Raw genomic sequence first — 17,530 nt, forward strand, 5'->3', positions numbered from 1 at the left:
GGTCGTACTGCGTTCTCAGTAGCGGGAACTGTCGGCAGCCGCACGACGACAGGGCGGGCCGCTCCCGGGGAGCCTGGGCGGGACAGTCGGCACCAGATGTGGAGACCTCCTTCCGTGGCTACATTCCTTTACCAAGTGGGCCGTCTGGCCTTCCGGCGGCGCTGGTACGTCGCCCTGGTCTGGGCGGCCGTCCTGGCCGCCGTCGGGCTGGGCGCCCTCAAGGCTTCGGGAGCCTCCGACGAGGGGTTCTCCATGCCGGGCATCGAGTCCCAGAAGGCGTTCGACCTCATGGAACAGCGCTTCCCCGGGGCCACCGCCGATGGCGCGACCGCCCGGGTCGTCTTCGTCGCGCCGAGCGGTGAGAAGGTCACCGCCAGCGAGAACAAGCAGGCCGTCGGGAAGGCAGTGGCCGACCTGGCCGACGGCCCACAGGTCGCGAGCGCCGTCGACCCGTTCCGGGCGAAGGCCGTCAGCAAGGACGGCACGACGGCGTACGCGTCCGTCACCTACAAGGTCGCCGCCGACGATCTCACCGACGCCAGCAGGACGCGGCTGGAGCGGGCCATCGACACGGCCCGGGACTCCGGGCTGACCGTCGAGGCCGGTGGCAGCGCGATGGACGACGGTGGCGGGCCGGGCGGTGTGGCCGAGGTGGTCGGTGTCGCGATAGCCGCCGTCGTGCTGCTGGTCACCTTCGGTTCGCTGGCCGCCGCCGGGCTGCCGCTGCTGACCGCCCTCATCGGCGTCGGCGTGAGCATGGCCACCATCCTGACCCTGTCCGAGGCGCTGGGCCTGTCCACGACGACCGGCACCCTGGCGATGATGCTGGGCCTCGCGGTCGGCATCGACTACGCCCTGTTCGTCGTCTCCCGCTACCGCGAGGAGCGCGCCAAGGGCCGGGCGCCGCAGGAGGCGGTCGGCCTGGCGGTCGGCACGGCCGGTTCCGCGGTCGTGTTCGCCGGGCTCACCGTCGTCATCGCGCTGGCCGGACTCACGGTGGTCGGCATTCCGATGCTCACCAAGATGGGCCTGGCCGCGGCGGGCGCGGTCGTCGTCGCCGTACTGATCGCGCTGACGCTGGTCCCGGCGTTCCTCGGCTTCTGGCCGAACGCCGTGCTCCGGCGGCGGGCCCGCAGGAGCGGCCGTATCGAGGAAAGTACCGAGAACAACGGCGGCACCCGCTGGGCGCGGTTCGTGCTGCGCCGTCCGCTGCCCGTGCTGCTGCTCGGCGTCGTCGGCCTCGGGGCGCTCGCGGTGCCGATGACGGGCCTGCAGCTGGGCATGCCCGGGGACGAGGCCAAGTCGACCTCCACCACCGAGCGCCGGGCCTACGACGCGCTCGCCGAGGCCTTCGGGCCGGGCTTCAACGGGCCGCTGACCGTCGTCGTGGACGCGAAGGGGGACGCTGACGCGGCAGGGAACGCCCACCCGAAGGGCGCCGCCGGCGCGAAGGGCTCCGCCGCGACGGTCGCGAAGGAGATCGGCGGCACCGAGGGGGTCGTCTCCGTCTCCCCGGCCCGCTTCAACAAGGCCGGTGACACGGCCGTCTTCCAGGTCGTGCCGTCCACGTCGCCGACCGACGAGAAGACCAAGGACCTGGTCACGACCATCCGGGGCGAGCGGCCCGGGATCGAGTCCGCGACCGGGGCGACCTTCGAGGTCACCGGGACCACCGCGCTGAACATCGACATCTCCGACAAGGTGCAGTCCGCGCTGATCCCCTACCTGGTGGTCGTCGTGGGCCTGGCGATCGTGCTCCTGCTGGTGGTCTTCCGGTCCCTGCTCGTCCCGCTGAAGGCGGCCCTGGGCTTCCTGCTGTCGGTGCTGGCCTCCCTCGGCGTGGTCGTCCTGGTCTTCCAGCAGGGCCACGGCGCCGGACTCCTGGGCGTGGAGCAGACCGGCCCGATCATGAGCCTGATGCCGATCTTCCTGGTGGGCATCGTCTTCGGCCTGGCCATGGACTACGAGGTGTTCCTCGTCTCGCGGATGCGGGAGGCGTACGTCCACGGCGAGCGGCCAGGCCAGGCGGTCACGTCCGGCTTCCGGCACAGCGCGCGGGTGGTGGCGGCCGCCGCGCTGATCATGATCGCGGTGTTCGCCGGGTTCGTCGGCGAGAGCGACTCCATGATCAAAATGATCGGGTTCGGGCTCGCCTCCGCCGTCCTGTTCGACGCCTTCGTCGTACGGATGGCGATCGTGCCCGCCGTGCTCGCCCTGCTCGGCGACAAGGCCTGGTGGCTGCCGAAGTGGCTGGACCGGCTGCTGCCCAACGTCGACGTGGAGGGCGAGGCGCTCGGCCGCCGACCGGAGGCGGACCCGGAACCGGAACCGGCCGGGACGCCCGAGCGGGAAGTGGCCCGCACCTGATACGACCACCCGGCCCGGCCCGCCGGGGCCGCCCCTGGCACACGCCATGGGCGGCCCCGGCGGCGGGTTCGTACGGGGAACGGTCACGATGGTCCCAGAGCACCGACCGGAGAGCCCGATGAGCACCAGCTATGAGCGTTACACGGACCGTTTCGAGCAGTACGCCGACCGCCACCCCCGCATCGTCGACGTGGCGGTCGTCCTGGCCCTGATGGGGTGCGCGGCCCTCGGCAGCAATCTCACCCTGCCCGGCGCCGACCCGCCCGACCAGGACAGGACCGCCATGGTCCTGATGGGCGTGTCCTGCCTCGCCCTGCTGAAGTACCGCACCCACCCGCGCACCGCCGTCGTCGTGACCGCGGTCTGCACGGTGATCGTGATCGCGCTGGGGTACCTGCTCACGCCCCTGCTGCTGGGCCCCGTCATGGCGGCGCTCTACTGGCTGGCCACGCTCTCCGACCGCGGGACCACCCGCACCTTCGGCTTCGCCAGCATGGTGGCGCTGACGATCGCGTCGGCGGTCTCCGACTCCATGGACAGCCTCTCCCTGGTGCTCAGGACGGTCGGCCCCTTCTTCTGGCTGCTGCTGCCGCTCGCCGCGGGCACCATGACCCGGCTGCGGCGCGCCTACCTGGCGTCGGTACAGGCCCGCGCCGAACACGCCGAGCACACCCGGGAGGAGGAGGCACGGCTGCGCGTCACCGAAGAGCGCATGCGCATCGCCCGTGAGCTGCACGACGTCGTGGCCCACCACCTGGCCCTGGCCAACGCGCAGGCCGGTACGGCCGCCCACCTCGCGCTCACCAATCCGCAGCAGACGAAGAGCATCCTTACCGACCTGACCGGCACCACGTCCTCCGCGCTGCGCGAGCTGAAGGCCACGCTGGGTGTGCTGCGCCGATGCGACGACGACGCCTCCGCATCCCTGGAGCCGTCCCCCGGCCTCGCCCGGCTGCCCGAACTGGTCTCGGCGTGTGCGTCCGCGGGGCTCACGGTCACGGTCACCACGGCGGGAGAGCCCCGCCCGCTCTCCCCCGGGGTGGACCTGACCGCGTTCCGGATCGTGCAGGAGGCGCTCACCAACGTCACCAAGCACGCCGCCGCGGACTCCGCACACGTACGCCTCGCCTACTCCGGATCGCGCCTGCTGATCACGGTCAGCAACGACGGTCCGGACACCGCCGAGGCCGCCGAGGCCGCCGAGGCCGCCGAGGCGAAGCCGAGGCGGGGATTCGGCCTCATGGGCATGCGTGAACGCGCCCACACCATCGGCGGCGAACTCCGCGCGGGACCCCGCCCGGAGGGCGGCTTCGAGGTCACCACCGCGCTGCCGCTCCAGCCCTCGGCACCCGACGCGGCCACGGCCGCCGCAGCCGCAGCCGCCGCAGATGTTCCAGCAGGAGGAGAAGAGTCATGACCATCAGGGTGCTGCTCGCCGACGACCAGGCCTTGCTGCGGGCCACCTTCCGCATTCTGATCGACTCCTGCGAGGACATGACGGTGGTCGGCGAGGCCTCGGACGGCGCGGAGGCGCTGGAGCTGACCCGCGCCCACCACCCCGACATCGTCCTGATGGACATCCGGATGCCGGGCACCGACGGTCTCGCCGCCACCTCCGCGATCTGCGCCGACCCCGAACTGGCCGCCACCCGCGTCCTGATCCTGACGACGTTCGAGACGGAGGACTACGTCGCCCAGGCGCTGCGCGCCGGTGCCAGCGGCTTCCTCGGCAAGGACGTCACCGCCGATACCCTGCTGGCCGGACTGCGCACGGTGGCCTCCGGCGAGGCGCTGCTGTCCCCCGCCGCGACCCGCACCCTCATCACGAACTTCCTCATGTCGCCCGCCCCCGGCACCCATCTCGCGCCCCCGCAGCGCCTGTCCGAGCTCACCGTCCGCGAACGCGAGGTGATGGGCCTGGCCGCCGAGGGCAAGTCCAACACCGAGATCGCCGAGGTCCTCACGCTCAGCCCGCTGACCGTGCGCACCCATATCCACCGCGCCATGATGAAGCTGGGCGCCCGCGACCGCGCCCAACTGGTCGTCATCGCTTACCAGACGGGCCTGGTGCAGGCGGCTCCGCCCGCACCGTGACCGCGCGACGCCGGTGTCAGCGCGGCCGGGCCGCCTCGATATCGGCGACGAGCTTCTTCGCCGCGGCCAGCTTCGGCCCATAGACCGCGGGGTCCGTGGCGTTGAGCGCGGTGAAGATGTCCACGGCTTCCCGCGCCCGCGTGAACGCCCGGTCCCGCTCGCCGGACTGCCGCAGATAGGGGATCGTCGGAAACATCAGCCAGTCGCCCAGCCCTCCGCGAAACCTCCCGGGGTTCTGGGTGGCGAGTTGGCGGAGCAGATCGGTGGCCTCGACGGCGCGCTGTGCGCCCTGGGCGTGGTCGGGTTTACCCCACAGGGCCTGTGCCAGGTTGATCAGCGTCCAGGCCTTCCGGTAGCGGAGATCATCGGACCCGGGCTGCTCACGGATCAGTGTGTCGTAGAGGGCGAGCGCCTCCCGCATGCGGGTGATGGCCTCGTCGTGGCGGCCACTGGCCATCAGATACGTGCCCGCCGGGAACACCAGCCACTGCGCGAGCCCGGGCAGGTAGGAGGGTTTCGTGGTGGCGAGTTGGCGGAGCAGGTCGGTGGCCTCGATGGCGCGCTGTACACCTTGGGCGTGGTCGGGCTTCCCCCACAGCGCTTGCGCCAGATTGACCAGCGTCCAGGCCTTGCGCCAGGGGAGTTCACCGGACCCGGGCTGCTCACGGATCAGTGTCGTGTAGAGGATGAGCGCTTCTTGCATGTGGGCGATGGCCTCGTCATGGCGGCCACTGGCCAACAGGTACGTGCCCGCCGGGAAGACCAGCCACTGCGCGAGCATCGCACGGTAGCCGGGGTCGAGGGCCACGGCCTCGCGGGCGACCGCGATCGCGTCGGCTGCCCGGGCGTTGGCCTCGTCGCGCACCGGACCGGGCAGGTTCCACAAGGCCTGGGACCGCGCCACCAGGGCTTGCGCATCCGCGATGCAGGCCGGTGCGGTCGGCGTGGCCGTGTCGTAGAAACACGTCAGGAGCCGCGGCACCTCACCGATCTCGCTGCCGAAGTCGAGCCGGTAGAGCGATACGCTCCCTGCCGCCATCGGCACCACGGCCGGCTCGGTATACGACCACCAGGGCTGTCCGAGCCGCAGCGGCGCCGACCACTGCGGCTGCTGGGGATCCCGGTAGATGGTCTGAACGCGGCTGTCCCGGCCCTGCCAGAACCAGTTGGCCCGCCGGTCCCCGGTCACCGCCGGGATGGTCATGAAGGGCACTCCCCATTTGGTGAGGTGCTGCGGGGTGATCTCGGCCGGGGCGCTCCAGCCGCCGTCGTAGTGGATGTTCCATGTGGACCCGAACTTGCCCTGCCAGGCCACGTCGGCCTTTCCGTCGCCGGTGCCCAGGGCGCGGATGGTCGAGGGGAAGTCGTTCCCGGGAAATTCGGCGATCTGCGCGGGTGCGCTCCACGCGGGGGAGGCCGCGTGGGAATCGTAGGTGACGCTGTGTACGGTGCGGTAGTCCATGGTCCACACCGCCAGCACCACCCCGGGCGACGGACAGGTCACCGTGAGGTCCGAGCCCAGCGAAATGGCGTCTGCCGGGGTCGCCGCCTGGGGTGGCCCCCACGCGCCGCCGGCGTTCTGGAACGCGGCCATCAGCGTGCCGGTGCCGTTGTCCCGCCACACCACGACGACGAAGCCCGGTGTCGCGGCGGCCTCGGCGTACGAGATGTCGGTGGTGTCGCCGCTCACCCTGACCGGGGCGTCCAGCCAGCCGGTCGGCCGGGTGGGATCAGTGCGCGTGGCGTAGACACCGCCGTCCTTGCCCAGCATCACCACGGTGATGCGGCCCGGTCCCGATGACAGCGCGCGCGGCGTGGGTTCCTCCCGCACCGTGTTCTCCGCGCTGATGGCCACCGACGGTTTCCAGACCGGTGCGGTCGCGGTGGAGTCGTAGGACGTGGTGCGGAGCTGTGCCTTGTCCGGGTCCCGCCATACCAGCACGGTGTGCCCCGGCCGGTCCGATGCCGCGGCCAAGGACGCCATGCTGTCCGGCACCGCCACCGGCGTCCAGGGGGACCATCCGGGGGTGCGTGGGTCCTTGGCCCAGTGGGCCACGGTGTCGTGGAGCCCCATGAGCTTGGCCAGACCCGTCCTGACCCGCATATCGGCGCGTAGCTCATCGGCATAGTAGGCCCGGGCGTCGTCGTATTCGGCCTGTCCTCCCGGACGCCACCCGACTTCGGTGTGCCCCGTGTCGTAGCCGGTGATGTGGTCCACGCACTGGTGGGCCAGGAAGTAGCTTCCGCGGTTGTCCGGACCGCCGCCGGTATGCGGTTCGATGGCCTGGTCGGCGTGGTGGAACACCCAGTCCAGCCGGGCCGCGTGCCGGGCCAGCTCCTCGCGGGCCAGCCGGTCCTCGCGGTACTGGGGATTGAGCCCGGCGATCACGCCGAACCGGACGGTCAGCACATAGACATAGGCGATGTACGCCAGCCGGTGGTCGAAGACACTCTCCGGCGAGTTCGGATCGGGGCGGTAGAAGTAGGAATCGCCCTCCAGCAGCGTATTCGCCGCCAGCCGTGAGTTGTTGTCCGCGTTGGACCGCAGGAGCGGGTCCTTCCGCCCGTCGGCAGCCCAGCTGTTGAGCTCGTCCATCGCGGTGCGGGCCCGCCCGCGCAGGCCGTCCAGGTCGCGCCGCAGATTGAGGACGTACGCCTGCTGCTCGACTCTGACCGCCTGCTTCACGGCCTCCAGCACCTCGTCGAACCGCCCCTGGAGGGCGACGAAATCCTGGTGCAGCACCTCCAGTCGGGCCAGGATCTCCTCTTCGGGAGTGGGGGTGTGGCTGCCGAGGCTGACGAAGGCGACGATGCCCTGGTATGCCTCGTACGCCTTCTTGCCTGCTTCGTAGATCGCCAGTGCCGTGAGGACGGGCGTGGGCGTGGCCATATTCGGTGTTCCCCCCAGACCTGTGCCCCCCGTGGGCACGCCTGACGCAAGTGAACCACCGGACAAGTACACATATGCTGGAAAAATACTTGAGCGCCCCCCATATGCGCCGTGAGCCCCTCATAGGGCACCGTTCCGGGGCGATGGATTTCGGACAGCGTTCGAGACGAAACGTGTTCTTAACAGGAATTTACGCGTGAGAAACGACACCCGCCGACGTTGACGCCGGAAGGTAGCGAACCACCTCCGGAGAGGTAGATGGTTATTGCAGGCAACCGTTTTTCGGCACTTCGATCGAAAGGGTTGATCACTGTGTGTGGCATCACCGGCTGGGTTTCCTACCGCCGCGACCTGACCTCTCACCGACAGCTCCTCGACACCATGACGGAGACGATGGCGTGCCGCGGCCCGGACGCGTCGGGCACCTGGGTCACCGGCCGGGCGGCGCTCGGCCATCGCAGGCTGGCCGTCATCGACCTGCCCGGCGGGGCCCAGCCCATGACCGTCGAGACGGCCGACGGCCCCGTCACCATGGTGTACTCCGGTGAGGCGTACAACTTCACCGAGCTGCGCGGAGAACTGCGCCGCAGGGGCCACGGCTTCACCACCGACTCCGACACCGAGGTCGTCCTGCGCGGCTATCTGGAGTGGGGCGAAGCCCTCACCGAGAAGCTCAACGGCATGTACGCCTTCGCCATCTGGGACTCCCGCACCGAGAAGCTGGTGATGGTCCGGGACCGGATGGGCATCAAGCCGTTCTACTACTACGAGACCGACGACGGCGTGCTCTTCGGCTCCGAGCCCAAGGCCATCCTCGCCAACCCGCTCGCCGCCCCCGTGATCGGCGTCGACGGGCTGCGCGAGATCTTCTCGTTCGCCAAGACACCGGGCGAGGCCATATGGAAGGGCATGAAGGAACTGCGCCCCGGCCATCTGGCCGTCGTCGACAGCAACGGGCTGCGGGAGCGGGCGTACTGGCGTCTGGAGGTCTCCGAACACACCGATGACCAGCGGACGACCGTCGCCCATGTGCGGGAGCTGCTGGACGACATCATCGCCCGCCAGCTCGTGGCGGACGTGCCCCGCTGCACCCTGCTCTCCGGCGGGCTCGACTCCTCCGCGATGACCTCGATCGCCGCCCGCAGGCTCGCCGAGGACGGCGAGACCGTCCGCAGCTTCGCCGTCGACTTCCCCGACCAGGCGGAGAACTTCCGCGCCATCGACGTCGCACCCAGCGTCGACACGCCGTATGTACACGCCGTGGCCGAGTATGTGAAGTGCGACCACCAGGACATCGTGCTCGACGGCTCCGCCCTGTCCGACCCGGCCGTCAGGCGGGCCGCCATCGCCGCCCGGGACCTGCCCACCGGGCTCGGCGACCGGGACAACTCGCTCTACCTGCTGTTCAAGGCGGTCCGCGAGCAGTCGACGGTGGCGCTGTCCGGCGAGTCGGCCGACGAGGTCTTCGGCGGCTATCCGTGGTTCCACGACGAGCGGCGCGAGGCCGACACCTTCCCGTGGCTCGCCGGTGGGCAGATGCTCGGCGACACCAAGACCCTGCTCTCCGACGACCTCGCCGCCCGGCTCGACCTGGACACCTACCTCGGCGACCGCTACGTCGCCGCGCTGAAGGAAGTCCCCCTCAAGGAGGGCGAGTCCGGCCTGGAGAAGCGCATGCGGCAGGTCTGCTATCTGCATCTCACCCGCATGGTCAACACGCTCCTCGACCGCAAGGACCGGATGAGCATGGCGGTGGGCCTTGAGGTCAGGGTGCCGTTCTGCGACCACCGGCTCGTGAGTTACGTCTTCAACACCCCGTGGTCGCTGAAGACGTTCGACGGCCGGGAGAAGAGCATTCTGCGCGAGGCCACCCGGGATGTGCTGCCCGAGTCGGTCGCGAACCGCAAGAAGAGCGGCTACCCCGGCAGTTTCGACCCCGCCTACCTGACCGCCATCAAGCGGCAGGCGAACGAGCTCATCACCTCGGGCCACCCGGCCCTCGACCTGTGCCGCGTCGAGACGCTCAAGCAGGCCATCGCCGCACCGGGCGAGGCCATCACCACCCAGCAGCGCGCCGCCATCGAACGCGCCCTCGACCTGGCCACCTGGCTGGACCTGCGGAAGCCCACCATCACGCTGGACTGACCCGTGCCGCGCCGCCCCGGACGGCTCTACGGCACGTTGCCACTACGACACATTGCCGCTACGACACGTTGGCCGCTACGACACGCTGAAGGAAATCTTCTCCAGCACGGGTCCGGCGCCGGAAACCTGTCCCTCGGCAAGCTCCTCGGTGTACTGGCCGTTGGTCTGGAGGGCGCTCAGGGCCGCAGCCGAGAGATTGACGGTGATGCTGATGCCGCCCTCGGAACCCGGGGCCCGGTCAATGCTGATCTGGTTGCTCATGTCCGGGACGCTACCCCCAACGCACCGTCCTCCGGATGAATTTGAGCATTGATAGCAAAGCGCTGGACGGCGGCGGGGAGGTGGCTCAGTGGCCCGTCCACCGAGGGCGGCGTTTTTCGGCGAACGCCCGCGGGCCCTCCTGCGCGTCGGCGGAGGCCAGCATGGCCCGGTACGCGGGCAGGTCACCGTGGCGGAGGTGTTCGTAGCCCTCCTCGACCGTGGAGGCGGCCGTGGTGCGCAGGATTTCCTTGATGGCCGCCACCGCCAGCGGCGCCGCGGCACGGATGTCGCGCGCCACTCGCAGTGCCGTCTCCATCAGGTCGGGGCCGTCGACGACGCGGTTGACCAGACCCCACCGTTCCGCCTCGTGCGCGGGCATCCGGCGGCCGGTCAGCAGGAGATCCCTCGCGACCGCCTGCGGGAGGCGCCGGGGAAGCCGCAGCACGCCCCCGGAGTCGGGGACCATGCCGAGCGGCGCCTCCGGCAGGGCGAACTCGGCATGGTCGGCGGCGACGATCAGGTCGGCGGCCAGGGCGAGTTCGAAACCGCCGCCCAGCGCGAGGCCGCCGACCGCCGCGATGACGGGCTTGTCGAGGCCGAAGAGTTCGGTGAGCCCGGCGAAGCCCCCCGGGCCGTGATCGGCGTCGATGGCCTCCCCCGACGCCGCGGCCTTGAGATCCCATCCCGCCGAAAAGAACCGCTGTCCGGCGCCGGTCAGCACCGCCACACGCAGGGTCTTGTCCCGGGCCAGCCGGTCGAAGGCCGAGTGGAGCGCACGGCTGGTGGCCACGTCGATCGCGTTCGCCTTGGGACGGTCCAGGGTCACCACCAGGACGCCGCCGTCGGCCTCCATGCGTACCGGGTCAGCCATCCGCTTCTCCTCGTTCGTCGGACCCCAGCCTGATCAGCACATCGGCGGCCACGACGCCGCCGCGGCCGGGAAGGACCAGCAGGGGGTTGATGTCGAGTTCCCGGAGTGTGTGCGCGTGGCCGCGCGCGTGGTCGGCCACCGCCGCCACCGCGTCGACGACCGCGTCGACGTCACCCGGTGGCTGTCCGCGGAAGCCCGTCAGCAACGGCCAGACGCGCAGCCGTCGCAGGGTGGCGCACCGACGTCGCTCTTGTGTGCGATCGTCTCCGACAGCGCCTTCACCACCACGGGGAATCCGATGTCCCGGGCCACTTCGGCGGCAGCCCCGGCCGTGGCCACGGCACCCTCCGGAACGGGCACGCCCCACGCGGCGAGGGCCCGCTTGCCGCGCCACTCGTCGAGCGGGCTCGTCGCCCGTGGTCCGCTGCGTGAACGGCTCTACCCACCGATCGACTCATGGGGCGCCGAGGACCCGTACCCCGACCGCTTCGACCAGCAGGGCACGGTGGATGCCACCTGCTATCTGGCGGCGCCGACGGCGCTCGGCTTCATCGAGCACACCTGGGGCTGGCAGCACGCCCGTCGCTATATGGACCATCTGGCCGGTTACGCCGCGCAGGTCATCGGTGCCGCGTTCACCGAGCTGACCGGCCTTCACCGCTTCGGCGGCATCGGCTATCTGCGGGTGTCCGCGCACGTCCACAACACCGCCGCCGACTACGAGTACTTCGCCGAGGCCTGCGTCCCCGTCCTCGGTGAGTGGGCCCGCGCGGCTCGCGGGCAGCACGGCGCACCGTAATGGCGCGACACCGCGTACGTCCTCTCTACCCCCGTTAGAGGTGCCGCAGCTTGTCCGGGTTGCGGATGATGCGGATCTCCGTGATCCGGCCGTCGGCGACCTCCACGCAGACGACGGTGTCCGGGCGGCCCGCGACGGTGAGGAGCAGTCCCGGTCGGCCGTTGACGTCGACCGCGTGTACGCGGGGGTCGTCCATCGGCTGGGTGACGACGGCGACGAGGAAACGGGCCACCTTCTCCGCGCCGCGCTGCGGGCGGACGGCGGCCTTCACCTTGCCGCCGCCGTCGCTCCACGCCGTCACATCGGGGGCGAGCAGCTCCATCATCCGGTTGAGGTCGCCGCCGAGACACGCGGCCAGGAACTCATCGGTGACCTGTCGCCGCACCTCGGCCGGTGTGTCGTAGCGCGGCTGCCGGTCCCGGACGTGTGACCTGGCCCGGTGGCCGACCTGCCGTACGGACGCCTCGCTGCGCTCCAGCACTCCGGCGATCTCCTTGAACGAGAAGCCGAAGGCCTCCTTGAGCACGAAGACCGCCCGCTCCAGCGGCGAGAGGTTGTCGAGGACGACGAGCAGGGCGAGGGACACCGACTCGGCCAGCTCCACCTCCTCGGCGGCGTCGGGCCGGGTGACCAGCGGCTCGGGCAGCCAGGGCCCGACGTACTGCTCGCGGGTGACGGCCGCCGAGGTGAGCCGGTTGAGGGCGAGGTTGGTGACCGTACGGGTCAGATAGCCCGCCGGGTTGTCCACGGCGGTGGACACCTGACTGCAGCGCAGCCAGGTGTCCTGCACGATGTCCTCGGCGTCCGCGACGCTGCCGAGCATGCGGTAGGCGATGCCGAACAGCATGCGTCGGTGGTGTTCAAAGGTGGTTGCGTCGATCACACCCGCGACGGTACCGCGCAGTCGTCCGCGAAACCCTGGCCGACCAGGCCGAAGGCGCTGTTGACGCGCGAGCGGTAGTTCTCCAGGGCGACCATGGCGGTGAGTTCGACGAAGGCGGCCTCACCGAGCCGTTCGATGAGGGCGGCGGCCAGCTCGTCGGTGACCCGGGGTTCGGTCTCGGTCATGGCCTCGGCGTAGTCCAGGACGAGCAGCTCCAGCTCGGTGAAGACCTCCTGGTGATCGCGCCACTGCGGGACCTTGCTGATCTTGTCCATGGACAGCCCGAGGGTGTGGGCCTCCCAGTGGCCGAAGTCCATGCACCACGAGCAGTTGATCTTGGCCGCCGCGGCCATGACGGCGAGGTGCTTGAGGCTCTGGTCGCAACGGTTCCACTTGGCGGCACCGCGCTCCTGCCGGACGTAGGTGAGCAGCACCCGCGCGTTGTGGCCGACGGCCAGTCCGGGGTCGAGCACCTTGCCGTAGGTGCGCCGGGAGTACCAGGCGCCGATGCGGTTGAGCAGGGTGCGGGGCGGGGTGAGCGAGATACGGGCCATGGCGGGTTCTCCTTTGTCGAGGGCCTCCGGAGGTGTGACAAGGGAGATCGCCGAAGTGTGACATCCGGTGGCGCCGCGCCTGCTCCGCAGACACCTCGACGGCATCGTCGCCTGCTCGGCCGGGGTATGGCTGACGGTGGGCTCCGGCCGGGTGCGCCCCCGGCCACCGGGTCCGGCATGACCGACGACTCCGGCCGCGCGGCCGGAGTCCCACTGGAACGGGGAACATCGTGAGCACACAGCAGCCCTGTCTCGTCCTGGTGTACCAACGGACGACGCTGCCCTGGGTCTTCGAGAGCGCCGAGCGCGCGGGCATCCGTATCGTCCTGGTCCCCCGCCCCGATGAGACCGTGACCCCGGATCGGCTGCCCCCGGCCGTGGCCGACTTGTTACGCCTGGACATCGACGGGGACCGTGCGGGGGCCCTGGCCACGCTGCGGCGACGGCACGAGACCACTCCGTTCCAGGGCATCTGCACCCTGTACGACCCGGCCGTGCCGTTCGTGGCGGAGGCCGCCGGGCTCCTCGGGCTGCCCGGTATCGGGCGGGACGCGGCGCTCGGCGCGCAGGACAAGCGGGTGATGCGGGAGCGGCTGGCCGCGGCGGGGCTCAACGTGCCCCGCTTCGTCGCCCTGAAGTCCCCTTCCGCCTGGGAGGAGGCCGCCCACCTGGACTTTCCCGTGGTGGTCAAGCCCGCGCAGGGCTTCTCCAGCCTCGGTGTCACCAAGGCGGAACGCCCGGACGAGCTGAAGGCCGTGGTCGAGGAGGTGTGGCAGATCTGCCGTGGCACGCTGGGCCGGGTCGACGGTGTGATCGTGGAGGAGTATCTCGACGGGCCCGAGTTCGCCGTGGAATCCCTCGCCCACCGTGGGCAGGTGACGGTGTGCGCCATCGGCTACAAGGGCGAACCCGAGGGCCCCTACTTCGAGGAGAGCGTCTACCGCGCCCCGGCCGTCCTGCCCGAGGCGGTGCGGGACGCCATCCGGCGCGAGGTCACCGCCGCGCACACCGCCCTCGGCATCGCCGACGGCCCCACCCACACCGAACTGCGGCTGCGCGGCGGGCGGCCGTATCTGCTGGAGCTGGGGGCGCGCATCGGCGGTTCGGGGGTCTCGGGGTACATCGTCCGGAACGTCACCGGGCGGGACTTCGCCGCGGACGCGCTGCGGATCGCCACCGGGCTGCCGCCACGCGACTTCGGCACCGGCCGCACCCCCTCCGCCACGGGGGCGGCGGCCAACTACATCGTGCCGTGCGGCGGTTCGGGGCGGATCACCGCCATCAACGGCCTGGACGAGGTGCGCGCCGACCCCCGGGTGGACCACGTCGTGCAGATGCTCTTCCCCGGCGATGTGGTGCGGCCCTACCCGCACTTCACCGGGTATCCGGCGTTCATCCTGTCCCGGCACACCACCACCGCCGAGGCCGAGCAGTTCCACCGCGCGCTGGAGACCGCCATCCGCGTCGAGTACGCCCCGGAGGCGGTGGCCGAGGCGTAGGCCCGGCCGGTACGCGCCCGCTAGGTTCGGGTGACCGGGGCCTGCCACACGGCGACGATCGCGTCGATGAGGCCGGTGGCGGTGTCGTGCCAGGTCGTGCGGGAGGTGGGGGCGGCGTCGGCGAGGGCGCGCTCGCGTTCGGCGGTCATCTGCCTGATGAGGTGGCGGGTCATGGCGGCCCGTTCGGCGTGCACCTCGGCGGGCAGGTCGGGCAGGCAGCGATTCATCCCGTCCTGCAGCGGGTGCAGCGACGGGGCGGCGGCGAAGGCTTCCGCGGTGGTGACGGCCTGGAGCGCGGGGTCGGCCGTGACCTGGTCGATGAACCGCGCGTACCAGCTGGGGTGGCCCAGGGCGGCCAGGTGCTCGGTGGTCGGGCGGACCGCGCAGGCCACCCAGTCCCGTAGCTCGGTGGAGTCGCCGATGGCGGCCAGCATCTCCGCGCGGAGCCGCTCCATCTGCTCGGCGTGCCGCCGGACGATCGCCCGGACCAGGTCGGCCTTGGTGCCGAAATGGTAATTGACCGCGGCGTTGTTGCCCTGTCCGGCGGCCGCGCTGATCTGGCGGTTGGCCACCGCGTGCACCCCGTGCTCGGCGAACAGCCGCTCCGCCGCCGTCAGCAGCGCCTCGCGTGTCGCGCTGACCCGCTCGTCCTGCTTCGTTCTGGCTGCCATCATCATCACCGCCGTATTAAAACCAATGCTTTAAAGCATACCCCGTGTCGCGGCGCGCGGCCGCGAGATGCCCTGCCGGTGGGCTTCCTGCCGCCACCGGCAGGGCATGCCGTGCCGCACTACCTCAGCACCTCAGCGGCAGGTGCGTCCGGTGTTGATGCACCGCACCATCTGGTTCATCACGCGCTCGTCGAAGACGTTGATGAAGTCCCCGTGGTCGGTGACCGGCTTGTGCAACTGCTCGGGGAATCCGTCCACGGCGAAGAACGGCCGGGTCTTCCCGTTGTCCTTCAGGCTGGGCGCGTCCACGTCGTACACCAGGCGCTGCACCAGCTGCGGAATCGCCACGAAGCCCTTCGGGCAGCGGCCTTCGGTGTCCGTGAACGCCACGTGGGAGCGGTGGTTGGCGCTGTCGGCGTTCTTGCCGTCCCAGCAGCTCTGGAACTTCGCGGTACGCACCACATCGCTGCCCTGCGGGCAGATCGGGTACTTGTCCTTCAGCTGCCGGTTCTCGAACCCGGTGCAGCTCCAGGAGGCGTTGGCGTTGGCCGTCCCGTTGCTGAAGGCCTTCGCGTCGCCGGTGATGATGCGCAGGAACCTGGGCATCGCCACGACCTTGCCACGCGGGTTGCCCGCGTACTCCAGGGTGACCTTCTTGGCCGTCAGGATGCGGCCGGTGTTGCCCTCCGCGCCACCGCCCTGCCGGTCCGCGTCGAACTCCCGGCTGCCGTCCTGCAGCCGCAGCACCGGCCAGTAGTAGGTGGACTTGTCGCCCTGGTTCTGGCAGCTGGTGCGCCCGGCGGCGAAGGCGTTGTTGTCGGCGAACGCGTTGTTGGCCTGGTTGCCGACGTAGTCGTGGGTGTGGTGTGCGCCGTTGGACACGCCCGGGGCGACGATGACGTTGTCGGTGTTGTAGAGCTTGTTGGCGTTGACGCCGCACTTGGTGGCGAAGAGGCCCTTGGAGGCGTTGCGCGCGGGGCGCGGTGTGCGCGCGTTGGGCTGGACACTGGTGATGTCCACGAAGTCCGCGGCCACCGGGCCGTTGCCGCCCTGGTTTCCACCCTGGTTGCCGCCCTGCCCGCCACCCTGGTTGCCACCTTGCTGACCACCACCGCCGCCCTGGTTGCCGGAGGCCTTCAGCGTGCAGGAGGCGAGCCCGTCGAGACCCTGCGGCTTGGTGGCCACCCGGCCGATGGCGATCGAGATCCGGTCGATGGTCGCCGTGCGCTTGTCCTTCAGCGGACCCACGATCGCGTTCTGCGCGAAGTTGACGTCCTGCTGGATCGCCCGCTGGGACCCGGCCAGCCGCTGGTACGCCTCGGCCACCTGCTTGTCCAGCAGGGCGAGCTCCCGGTCCACCTCGGCCCGGGCCCGCTCGGGCACCGCGCTCAGGCGCTGGCCGACGTCGGGACAGTCGATGGTCGAGGCCTGGGCGGATAACGCCCGGTCGCCGGTGCCGCTCTGCCGCGAGTCGCCCGCGTCGGCCGAGGCGTACATGTTGACCGTCACCAGTCCGCCCGCCCCCAGGGCCAGTGCGGCGGTGGCGACGATCGCCCGTCTCGCGGTCTTCGACCGTCTACGCGTGTTGCGTCGCATGGAACTCCTCTGTCATGTCGGACGCGTTCGACGGAAGGCTATAGCCACACAACCGGACCGGATCGGCGGGGTGGATCACCTCACCGAGCGATCCGCGACCAAAGTTTGCCTAAGGGTCTTAGGCAAACGAATAATGACGTCTTTCGACGGGGCGACGGAGAGGGAGGGCATGGCATACGCAGGGCTGACCGCGGAGCGTCTGACCCGGGCCGGGGCGGAGCTGGCCGACGAGGTGGGCTTCGACCAGGTGACCGTATCGGAGCTGGCCAGGCGGTTCGACGTCAAGGTCGCGAGCCTGTACTCGCACCTGAAGAACTCCCGCGACCTCAAGACCAGGATCGCCCTGCTCGCCCTGGAGGAACTCGCCGACCGGGCCGCCGACGCGCTGGCCGGGCGGGCCGGGAAGGACGCCCTGACCGCCTTCGGACACGTCTACCGCGACTACGCCCACGAGCACCCCGGCCGCTACACCGCGGCCCAGTTCAGGCTCGACCCCGAGGCGGCGGCCGCCAGCGCGGGCGGCAGGCACTCGCAGATGACGCGGGCGATCCTGCGCGGCTACGACCTGACGGAGCCGGACCAGACGCATGCGGTCCGGCTGCTCGGCAGCGTCTTCCACGGCTTCGTCAGCCTGGAGTTGGCGGGCGGGTTCAGCCACAGCGCCCCCGACGCGGAGGAATCCTGGGCCCGGGTCCTGGACTCGCTCGACGCCCTGCTGCGCAACTGGCCCGCGCCCTGATCACACCCCGGAAGCACCCGGGCCGCCACCACCGGCGCATAGCCCATTCGCTCCCCTTCGGGCCCGCCCGCTGCGCATCGTCCGTCCCTCCGGTGACCTGCGTAAACGATCAAGCGGAGCGTTGGCCACGCCGCCGCGGGGTCACGCCTCGTGTTGCGGCG

The 17,530-nt window shown here is 70.7% G+C and carries 15 protein-coding genes and 1 pseudogene; 7 read left to right on the forward strand and 9 right to left on the reverse strand.

Annotation, left to right across the window (positions count from 1 at the left end; translation table 11 throughout):
• Window positions 1-114: 114 nt before the first annotated feature.
• The 3 genes from ABZ370_RS34100 to ABZ370_RS34110 all read left to right on the forward strand — a co-directional run bounded on the left by ABZ370_RS34100 (window position 115) and on the right by ABZ370_RS34110 (window position 4,461).
• Window positions 115-2,367, forward strand: coding sequence for an MMPL family transporter (locus ABZ370_RS34100; protein ID WP_358628946.1), 2,253 nt, complete (start codon window positions 115-117; stop codon window positions 2,365-2,367).
• A gap of 118 nt (window positions 2,368-2,485) precedes the next feature.
• Window positions 2,486-3,784 carry a sensor histidine kinase gene (locus ABZ370_RS34105; RefSeq protein ID WP_358628949.1) on the forward strand — a complete coding sequence of 433 codons (1,299 nt, stop codon included), beginning with the start codon at window positions 2,486-2,488 and terminating at the stop codon, window positions 3,782-3,784.
• The gene (locus ABZ370_RS34110) at window positions 3,781-4,461 is read left to right on the forward strand and encodes a response regulator transcription factor (protein WP_358628952.1); all 681 of its coding nucleotides are present in this window, start codon (window positions 3,781-3,783) and stop codon (window positions 4,459-4,461) included. The genes ABZ370_RS34105 and ABZ370_RS34110 overlap by 4 nt, the downstream gene beginning before the upstream one ends.
• A 16-nt stretch (window positions 4,462-4,477) precedes the next feature.
• On the opposite strand, the gene ABZ370_RS34115 is transcribed toward ABZ370_RS34110, so the two are convergent.
• Complete coding sequence (locus tag ABZ370_RS34115) at window positions 4,478-7,351, reverse strand: tetratricopeptide repeat protein (protein WP_358628954.1); 2,874 nt, start codon at window positions 7,349-7,351, stop codon at window positions 4,478-4,480.
• Window positions 7,352-7,663: 312 nt separating this feature from the next.
• Between ABZ370_RS34115 and asnB the strand changes: the two genes are divergently transcribed.
• Window positions 7,664-9,496 carry an asparagine synthase (glutamine-hydrolyzing) gene (gene asnB / locus ABZ370_RS34120; protein WP_358629207.1) on the forward strand — a complete coding sequence of 611 codons (1,833 nt, stop codon included), beginning with the start codon at window positions 7,664-7,666 and terminating at the stop codon, window positions 9,494-9,496.
• A gap of 75 nt (window positions 9,497-9,571) precedes the next feature.
• On the opposite strand, the gene ABZ370_RS34125 is transcribed toward asnB, so the two are convergent.
• From ABZ370_RS34125 to ABZ370_RS34140, 4 genes are all read right to left on the reverse strand, one after another.
• Window positions 9,572-9,757: a hypothetical protein gene (locus tag ABZ370_RS34125; protein WP_358628957.1), complete on the reverse strand. Its 186-nt coding sequence runs from the start codon at window positions 9,755-9,757 to the stop codon at window positions 9,572-9,574.
• 85 nt (window positions 9,758-9,842) lie between these two features.
• Window positions 9,843-10,628 carry an enoyl-CoA hydratase-related protein gene (locus tag ABZ370_RS34130; protein ID WP_358628960.1) on the reverse strand — a complete coding sequence of 262 codons (786 nt, stop codon included), beginning with the start codon at window positions 10,626-10,628 and terminating at the stop codon, window positions 9,843-9,845.
• Window positions 10,621-10,833: an acetate--CoA ligase family protein gene (locus tag ABZ370_RS34135; RefSeq protein WP_358628963.1), complete on the reverse strand. Its 213-nt coding sequence runs from the start codon at window positions 10,831-10,833 to the stop codon at window positions 10,621-10,623. Before ABZ370_RS34135 ends, ABZ370_RS34130 begins: the two co-directional genes overlap by 8 nt.
• Window positions 10,827-10,988: an acetate--CoA ligase family protein gene (locus ABZ370_RS34140; protein WP_358628965.1), complete on the reverse strand. Its 162-nt coding sequence runs from the start codon at window positions 10,986-10,988 to the stop codon at window positions 10,827-10,829. Before ABZ370_RS34140 ends, ABZ370_RS34135 begins: the two co-directional genes overlap by 7 nt.
• 25 nt (window positions 10,989-11,013) lie before the next feature.
• On the opposite strand from ABZ370_RS34140, the pseudogene ABZ370_RS34145 reads away from it, so the two are divergent.
• A pseudogene (locus ABZ370_RS34145) lies at window positions 11,014-11,427 on the forward strand (aminotransferase); the annotation flags it as partial.
• Between the two features lie 34 nt (window positions 11,428-11,461).
• On the opposite strand, the gene ABZ370_RS34150 reads toward ABZ370_RS34145, so the two are convergent.
• A complete protein-coding gene (locus ABZ370_RS34150; protein ID WP_358628968.1) occupies window positions 11,462-12,310 on the reverse strand; it encodes an RNA polymerase sigma-70 factor in 849 nt (282 codons plus the stop codon).
• A complete protein-coding gene (locus tag ABZ370_RS34155) occupies window positions 12,307-12,864 on the reverse strand; it encodes a carboxymuconolactone decarboxylase family protein (RefSeq protein WP_358628971.1) in 558 nt (185 codons plus the stop codon). Before ABZ370_RS34155 ends, ABZ370_RS34150 begins: the two co-directional genes overlap by 4 nt.
• A 230-nt stretch (window positions 12,865-13,094) precedes the next feature.
• On the opposite strand from ABZ370_RS34155, the gene ABZ370_RS34160 reads away from it, so the two are divergent.
• Entirely contained in the window at window positions 13,095-14,363 is a 1,269-nt protein-coding gene (locus ABZ370_RS34160; RefSeq protein WP_358628974.1) for an ATP-grasp domain-containing protein, read from the forward strand.
• A 20-nt stretch (window positions 14,364-14,383) separates the two neighbouring features.
• On the opposite strand, the gene ABZ370_RS34165 is transcribed toward ABZ370_RS34160, so the two are convergent.
• Complete coding sequence (locus ABZ370_RS34165; protein WP_358628977.1) at window positions 14,384-15,034, reverse strand: TetR family transcriptional regulator; 651 nt, start codon at window positions 15,032-15,034, stop codon at window positions 14,384-14,386.
• A gap of 132 nt (window positions 15,035-15,166) precedes the next feature.
• Complete coding sequence (locus ABZ370_RS34170) at window positions 15,167-16,630, reverse strand: DUF1996 domain-containing protein (RefSeq protein ID WP_358628980.1); 1,464 nt, start codon at window positions 16,628-16,630, stop codon at window positions 15,167-15,169.
• A gap of 169 nt (window positions 16,631-16,799) precedes the next feature.
• Here ABZ370_RS34170 and ABZ370_RS34175 point away from each other — a divergent pair, with 169 nt between their 5' ends.
• Complete coding sequence (locus ABZ370_RS34175; protein WP_358628983.1) at window positions 16,800-17,369, forward strand: WHG domain-containing protein; 570 nt, start codon at window positions 16,800-16,802, stop codon at window positions 17,367-17,369.
• The last annotated feature ends 161 nt before the right edge of the window (window positions 17,370-17,530 follow it).

The sequence above is a fragment of the Streptomyces sp. NPDC005962 genome, assembly GCF_040629205.1.
In the GTDB taxonomy this organism is placed as follows: Bacteria; Actinomycetota; Actinomycetes; order Streptomycetales; family Streptomycetaceae; genus Streptomyces.